General features: G+C 47.4%; 8 protein-coding genes. 7 read left to right on the forward strand and 1 reads right to left on the reverse strand.

All coding sequences use genetic code 11. The features are described from left to right. Positions 1-17 precede the first annotated feature (17 nt). From V7051_RS11395 to V7051_RS11415, 5 genes are all read left to right on the forward strand, one after another. The gene (locus tag V7051_RS11395) at positions 18-503 is read left to right on the forward strand and encodes a GNAT family N-acetyltransferase (RefSeq protein WP_333875087.1); all 486 of its coding nucleotides are present in this window, start codon (positions 18-20) and stop codon (positions 501-503) included. After that, positions 500-1,210 carry an aspartyl/asparaginyl beta-hydroxylase domain-containing protein gene (locus V7051_RS11400; protein WP_333875088.1) on the forward strand — a complete coding sequence of 237 codons (711 nt, stop codon included), beginning with the start codon at positions 500-502 and terminating at the stop codon, positions 1,208-1,210. The genes V7051_RS11395 and V7051_RS11400 overlap by 4 nt, the downstream gene beginning before the upstream one ends. A gap of 465 nt (positions 1,211-1,675) precedes the next feature. Further along, entirely contained in the window at positions 1,676-2,362 is a 687-nt protein-coding gene (locus V7051_RS11405) for a phage tail protein (RefSeq protein ID WP_333875089.1), read from the forward strand. A gap of 54 nt (positions 2,363-2,416) precedes the next feature. Further along, positions 2,417-3,367 carry a hypothetical protein gene (locus tag V7051_RS11410; RefSeq protein WP_333875090.1) on the forward strand — a complete coding sequence of 317 codons (951 nt, stop codon included), beginning with the start codon at positions 2,417-2,419 and terminating at the stop codon, positions 3,365-3,367. Positions 3,368-3,800: 433 nt separating this feature from the next. Continuing rightward, the gene (locus tag V7051_RS11415) at positions 3,801-4,076 is read left to right on the forward strand and encodes a DUF1640 domain-containing protein (protein WP_333875091.1); all 276 of its coding nucleotides are present in this window, start codon (positions 3,801-3,803) and stop codon (positions 4,074-4,076) included. 128 nt (positions 4,077-4,204) lie between these two features. Here V7051_RS11415 and V7051_RS11420 read toward each other — a convergent pair whose 3' ends face one another. Next, positions 4,205-4,798 (reverse strand): Uma2 family endonuclease, encoded by a 594-nt coding sequence (locus V7051_RS11420; RefSeq protein ID WP_333875092.1) that lies wholly within the window; start codon positions 4,796-4,798, stop codon positions 4,205-4,207. A gap of 350 nt (positions 4,799-5,148) precedes the next feature. Here V7051_RS11420 and V7051_RS11425 point away from each other — a divergent pair, with 350 nt between their 5' ends. After that, entirely contained in the window at positions 5,149-6,096 is a 948-nt protein-coding gene (locus V7051_RS11425) for a sulfotransferase family protein (RefSeq protein WP_333875093.1), read from the forward strand. Positions 6,097-6,144: 48 nt separating this feature from the next. Next, a partial coding sequence (locus V7051_RS11430) for a DUF4347 domain-containing protein (protein ID WP_333875094.1) occupies positions 6,145-6,602 on the forward strand: 458 nt, incomplete at its 3' end.

A 6,602-nucleotide genomic window follows, 5' to 3' on the forward strand; every position in this document is an offset into this window, starting at 1 on the left:
TCATAAAAACTATAGATATGTCACCGTCCGATTTTCATTTACGTTCCGTCCATGAGCACGATCAAGAATTTATCGATACGCTTTATCGTTCAACCCGCGAAGATTTACTCATGTTGCCGATGGATTCAGTCTTTATCGACAACTTGATTCGATCACAACAACAGATTCATGCACTGGGCGTGCAGCATAACTATCCGAATGCTCAAACTATAATCCTCGAATATCAACGTCAAGCACTGGGGCGCATGGTATTCGAACATACTACCGGCGATATTCGCCTGATCGACATTGCAGTCCTGCCTGGCGCTCAAAGGCAGGGTTTGGCGCGGTATATGTTGCAGCACCTTCAACAAATGGCCGAAACACATCAGGCAAGCTTGAGTTTGCGCGTAGTAAAAAATAATTTCAAAGCACGCTGGTTCTATCTTTCCGCCGGCTTCCAGATTGTTGGCGAAGACGAAATCAGCGAACAAATGTGCTGGCGGGCAGGAGCCGCGGCATGAATCAAGCTACCCGCTATTTGCGTTTGCCGTTTGATTTCGATTTGGCCGCATTGCAAACTGATTTGCAGGGCTTATTGCCGGATCAATGGGTGCCCCATTACAATGATCAAGCCGCCGATGCCGGATATTGGCACTGTCAGGCATTGCGTTCCCCTCACGGCCGCAGCGACGATATTCTGGCATTTTCGAATGATCAATTTCTGGATACGCCGCTCTTGGCGCGTTGTCCTTATTTTCGGCAAGTCCTGCAACACTTCAAATGCGAAACCTGCGCCGTGCGCTTGATGGCCTTGGCGCCCGGCGGCGTCATCCGCGAACATACCGATCCGGGAACCAATTTTGAAGATGGCTTGGCGCGCTTGCATATTCCTATTATTACCGACCCAAAGGTATTGTTTTGGCTGGATGGCGAGCCGGTTCATTTTGCCGCGGGCGGTACTTGGTACATGAATGCCAACTGCAGGCACCGGGTTGAAAACCATAGCGAAGTGCATCGTATTCATTTAGTGCTTGATTGCATCCCGAATCAATGGCTAACCGATATATTTAATGCGGCCGGGTTTGTTGCCAATTCTTTACCGAAATATGGCGATCCCAGTATCACCGATGCAAATGTATCGGACATCATTGCAGAATTGCGGCAAAGCGGCTCTGTTGCGGCATTGAGTTTGGCTAATAGACTGGATGCGATGCGGCGTACTAAATGAATACTCAATACCGTAATTAATTCCCTGTGTATCTAATTAAATAATAGCAGAAGTAGTGCAAGGTCCCGTAAAAGAAAGTTTAGGTTATATATTTTAGCGAATAAAGTCAGTTAATTATTTTCTGATGTCAGGTGTACCAACTGCTATGCTGATTAGCAACTTATCTTTTTTGTTTTATTTAACGGTGTAATCTGCTATCTTTGCGCCCCGGTCAGCTGACTATTTGGTTAGAATTAAATTCAAACCTTGGTTTTATCTTACCGATTGGAGTTTGAGTAAAATCGTATTACTGATAACCAGTACTTAATTTCAAGATTTAGGTATTTATTGTTTTATGTGAGCTGTTTTGTAAAGGCTTTTACTAAAAAATAACCCAATTTGCGTAATTAAATACGAGGTAATCTTATTGTGCGGCGACACATTGTCGTTGTATTTCAATTATATATAGTAAAATTGGAGTTTATTATGGATGCATTTATGGGAAGCGTTCTGGCAGTGGGATTTAATTATCCGCCAAGAGGCTGGTTGTTTTGCAATGGGCAAACCGTGCCGGTTCAACAAAATGCGGCGTTATTTGCGTTGCTGGGTACCATGTATGGCGGGGATGGGCAGAACACTTTCGGCATACCCGATCTGCGCGGCCGGGTTGTCGTCGGATCACAGGCCCAAGGGCCGGGTTTGATGAATGTTCCTCAGGGTTTAAAGGGTGGTGCAAATACTGCAACTGTGGTTAGCTCTGGCTCGGTATCATTTACAATAGGTATCAATAATCTGCCTCAACACAACCATTCCGTAACTGTACCGGGAAGTGCATTCACGGCTTCATCGACGCTTAATGCCACTTCGAATGGGGCGGGTAGTGGTAGTGCGACGCCCACTGCTAACGCAACGTTATGCAATACCGGCACAGGCCCAACCTCTGGTGCAATGTATCTAGCCACGACCGGTCCCGCTACGAATTTGGTTGCGCTCAATACCCAAAGTGTAACCACTACGCTTGTAGGTAATGCTAATGTTAATTCAGGTACCACTGGGACAGGTGCTGCAGTGACGGCTCCAGTTGTAACCAGCGCCAACATTTCCACCATGCCTCCCTATATTGGGCTTAACTATATAATTTGCGTCGAAGGCATTTTCCCTTCCCGGAATTAAACCGCTTAGGCGCGGCCGGGCCTGGCCGCGCCTTCTTCTTTTTTATCCTATCCCATGCTGAATGAACGGCAGTTATTAAGCGGCCAAGCTGTCGCCGCAGAAACTTTGACCTCATTGCGCAATTGGTTTCCGGTTGCTCTGCAAGGCCGGGAAATCGTTTGGCGGCATGTCCAAGACCGCTTTAGCGCATCGTTCTTTACCGATACCTTGCAACAGCAAAATCCGTCGCAACGTTATCTCTGCCGTACAGACTTCGATTGGCTGAAGCGCCTGGAGCCGGGGCTGATGCCGAGCGCGTTTATTTTTCATACTTCGCGTTGCGGCTCCACTTTGCTGACCCAATTATTGTCAACCCTGTCTTGTTGTATTGTGATGTCGGAGCCGCCGGTCATCAATGCTTTCTTACACATGCATCAAGCAGAGCCTGAATCCAGCGGCGGCAGCGCCAACCTGAGGCAATTAATTCTGGCCTTGGGGCAACAACGAAGCCTTGAAGAAACTCACTTTTTCATCAAGCTCGATAGCTGGCATACTCAATTTCTGCCGATATTTCGCGCCGCGTTCCCGGATACGCCATGCTGGTTTCTTTATCGGGAACCGGAAGCCGTACTGGCCTCGCATCGACGCCAGCGCGGACCTCAGATGGTGCCCGGCATGATCGCCTCGCTGGCGGCGGAAACATTGGAGGCGGGGGATTTGGACGGCTATTGCGCCAAGGTTTTAGCCGGATTTTTCGAAGCGGCGCTTGCCAATGTAGAGCACTTACAACTAATCAATTACCGGCAATTGCCGGATATCCTATGGCAAGATTTGCTGCCCCGGCAAGGACTCGATTGCACTTTGGAGCAGCTGGAGCGCATGCGGCAACGGGCCGGTTTTCATGCCAAGGATAAAAGTATTTGCTTCAGCACCGATGCGCCGCCGATTTCATCGCATCCGATGCTGCAACAACGGGTAGCGCCACTGTATGAGCAGCTCGAACAACGCCGCAGCCGAGATCAATGAGTCTGTAGGAGCGGGCCGTGCCCGCGCATGGAATGGGGCAAGATCATTCTCGTTATCAAAATATCGCGGGCAAGACCCGCTCCTGCGAATCGTAAAAGCGCGCCTTGGGAGCTAAGGAACAAGCTAAAGCAATAATCATGAACGACTGGAAAATCAAACCGGCTCATGTTATTCATGCTCAGCGTCTCCCTAGTACTCAGTCAATCTTGTTTTGTCGGGTGATAATTTAATTGTGGGAGCGGCTTTAGCCGCGATTGTCGCGGCTAAAGCCGCTCCTACATAGCCTTCTTCACTCGACATTATAAATTTGACTGAGTACTAGCGGTAGTGCCCGGTTTCAGTATTCAATTTGGGGGCGTAAGGGCGGCGGCAATTGTCAAATTTTTCATAGATGGGTCATAATTAAGACCTGATTTTTTCTGGAGCAGGGCACATGTCTACGATTACTTTCGATACGCACGAGTTTTTTAACGAGCTTAAAAGTGCAGGCTTTAGCGACCAGCAAGCCGAGGTCATTACCAGGCTGCAAAAGGCAGCTGTCGCTTCTACGCTTGAACAAACCAGAGCTGACTATGAGCTTGATGAAATAGCCTCAAAACGCGACTTAAGGGAGCTGGAATTAAGCATCAAGCATGACCTTGTCAAATGGATAGCGGGAATGATGTTAGCCCAGGCAGGTATCATCGCGGCGTTGGTTAAGCTGCTTTGATGTTAGGAAAATGTCGGGTTACGCTACGCTAACCCGGCCTCCAAGGCTAATCATGACAGGGATTAAGATACAAGGGTATGAACCACGTACCTTTTGAATTGGAACGTCCGACTTATATATTCAGGCGCTTATTCCCCGGCTTCGGCTTTATTGATTAGGAATTCAACCATATCGTCGTTTTGCACCCGATGATAAATATCTTCGACCGGTAAAGTTAAGCCGATGGATTCGAAAGTAATCTCGTCGCCTAGAAAATAATGTTTCGGCAGCCAGCCCTCGCTTCTTCTTATGACTTGAATGTCCACGAAATCTTGTTGAATCAGCACATATTCCTGCAGGCTGGGGATAGTAATATACGACATCAATTTAATGGTTTCGTCCGTTCTGCGCGTTGATCTCGATAAAACCTCGACAATAATGATAGGGGGTTCGGTGAAATGGGGTTCCGAATCGTCGAAACGGCAATCGACAGTCACATCAGGATAATAAAAGTTGGAACCGACCCTCACCTTCATATCCGAGCCGAAAGGTTCGCAGGGACTGTTTTCTAAATGATTGCCGAATTTTCTTAAAACATTCACCGATATTCTTTCATGATTGGCGCCGGCCCCAGCCATGGCATAAACATGACCGTCGATCAATTCATGCTTGACTTCACGAAGCGGTTCGCCTTTCAAATAGTCTTCCGGGCTAATGAGTCCGGTATCTTTTGCCGCTAACATGTCGTTCCTCCAAAATAGTTGTCGTGTTTCTTAATTATAACGGGATTCGCTTTTTATCGAATTTTTCTCGCAAGTCGGCTTGATCGACGGCGTAAGAATGCGGGGTTTATTTCTATGGATAACGTTGTGAGATGGAAGAAGTTGAATTTAAGATGGGGTGTTGTTACACTGAGACTAGGTATTAGTACTTATGCATATGATGAATTTTAATGTTTTTTTTATTATAAGACTTCATTATCAGTTTATAACGATGCCCCGCTATCATTTTATTTCCGGCTTACTCCGCTTCGGCTCTACATTTCTGGCGGTACCGCGAGCATATATTAACGAAAAGAAGGCTTAACCATTAGATGAAAAGCATCTATCTGGTAGCAGGCTTACCGCGTAGCGGTTCGACCTTGCTAATGAACATTCTCGGGCAAAACCCGCGCTTTTATGTAACATCTACGTCAGGAATTCTGGATATACTGGTGCAGGTGCGCAATGTTTGGGATAAGAATGAAGCTTTTTGCGCGATGGATCGCAAGCATAGCGAGACGATCAAACGGAATGTGCTGAATGGTATTCTGCAATCCTATTTTCAGCACACCGATAAAACAGTATGTTTTGATAAAAACCGGATTTGGCCCGAATATCTGGAAATGGCTTCCGCATTACTGGGAGGCGATGAACGGATAAAAGTGATTGTTACCGTTCGTGACTTACGCGACGTACTCGCTTCTTTTGAGCGGGTTTTTCGCCACACATCGGCATTAAGCCAGATACCCTTTGAGATGTCCGACCTAATAAGATCAAAGACCTCGTTAGGGCGAATAGAGTTACTTTTAGATAACAGCCAAGTTGTCGGACGTTCGTACAATGTTATTCGTGACGCAGTAACGCGCGGTTGGCGAGAGTGCATGCATTTTGTTGAATACGATCAGCTCACCAAAAACCCGAAGAGCGTCCTGGAAGGTATTTATGATTTCCTAGGAGAAGCCGCGTTTTTACATGATTTCGAAAATGTCGAGCAAATTACCTTTGAAGATGATTTTTTTTACGGCTACAAAGACCTGCATGTTATACGGCAACAGGTAAGATCTCAGCCTCCGCAATGGACCAAGATATATGATCAACCGGTGCGAAATACCCAGGTTTGGAAAGATGTGGAAAAAGTGTCCCAGTTCTGGCGAGCCTATTTAACGGGCGATGCGAGTGCGCCAGCGGCCGACGCTACTATTAGCCTAAACAAAGATAAATCGTCGAATATTGTTAAAGCCGATGAAAACCGGCAAGCAGATAATAGTGTATTCAAATAATTTTAAGTGCTGTCGCAAGCCGGCAGCAACAATCCGGAGAGCATCAACATGAAATTTATCAGAAACCTACCTAATGAAAAAACAGGCAAAATAAATTCAACTCAGCCGACTCCGGTAAGCTACAGCGACCTGCATTATAAATCCCGCCGGACCATGATGGCGCTGGAGCCGCGCATCATGTTCGACGGAGCGGCGGCGGAAACAGCCGCGGATGCCGTGGTCGATACCAAACCCCCGGTGGTGCAGGATGCGCCCGCCAATGATGCCGCCAAGCTCGTCGAAGCCGCGGCTGACGTTGCGCCGCCCGCAGTTGAGCCGTCACGCAACGACATCTACTTTATCGACCCGAATATAGGCGACATCCAAAGCATCATTGCCGCATTGCCGCCAAGCGCGGAATACCATGTGCTGGACGGAGGCAGCGACGGCGTCGCCCAAATCACCGAAATCCTAAGTGCGTGTTTTAAAAGTCAGTCACAAAGTCGTCCGAGCATTAAATTTATCAT

Origin of the sequence: Methylobacter sp., from assembly GCF_036845245.1 — a bacterium.
Lineage (GTDB): Bacteria > Pseudomonadota > Gammaproteobacteria > Methylococcales > Methylomonadaceae > Methylobacter_A.

Excerpts from the sequence above, each read along its gene's own strand:
- V7051_RS11405 (WP_333875089.1), top strand. The coding sequence starts at position 1,676 with ATGGATGCATTTATGGGAAGCGTTCTGGCAGTGGGATTTAATTATCCG.
- V7051_RS11415 (WP_333875091.1), top strand. The coding sequence starts at position 3,801 with ATGTCTACGATTACTTTCGATACGCACGAGTTTTTTAACGAGCTTAAA.
- V7051_RS11395 (WP_333875087.1), top strand. The coding sequence starts at position 18 with ATGTCACCGTCCGATTTTCATTTACGTTCCGTCCATGAGCACGATCAA.
- V7051_RS11420 (WP_333875092.1), bottom strand. The coding sequence starts at position 4,798 with ATGTTAGCGGCAAAAGATACCGGACTCATTAGCCCGGAAGACTATTTG.
- V7051_RS11425 (WP_333875093.1), top strand. The coding sequence starts at position 5,149 with ATGAAAAGCATCTATCTGGTAGCAGGCTTACCGCGTAGCGGTTCGACC.
- V7051_RS11400 (WP_333875088.1), top strand. The coding sequence starts at position 500 with ATGAATCAAGCTACCCGCTATTTGCGTTTGCCGTTTGATTTCGATTTG.
- V7051_RS11410 (WP_333875090.1), top strand. The coding sequence starts at position 2,417 with ATGCTGAATGAACGGCAGTTATTAAGCGGCCAAGCTGTCGCCGCAGAA.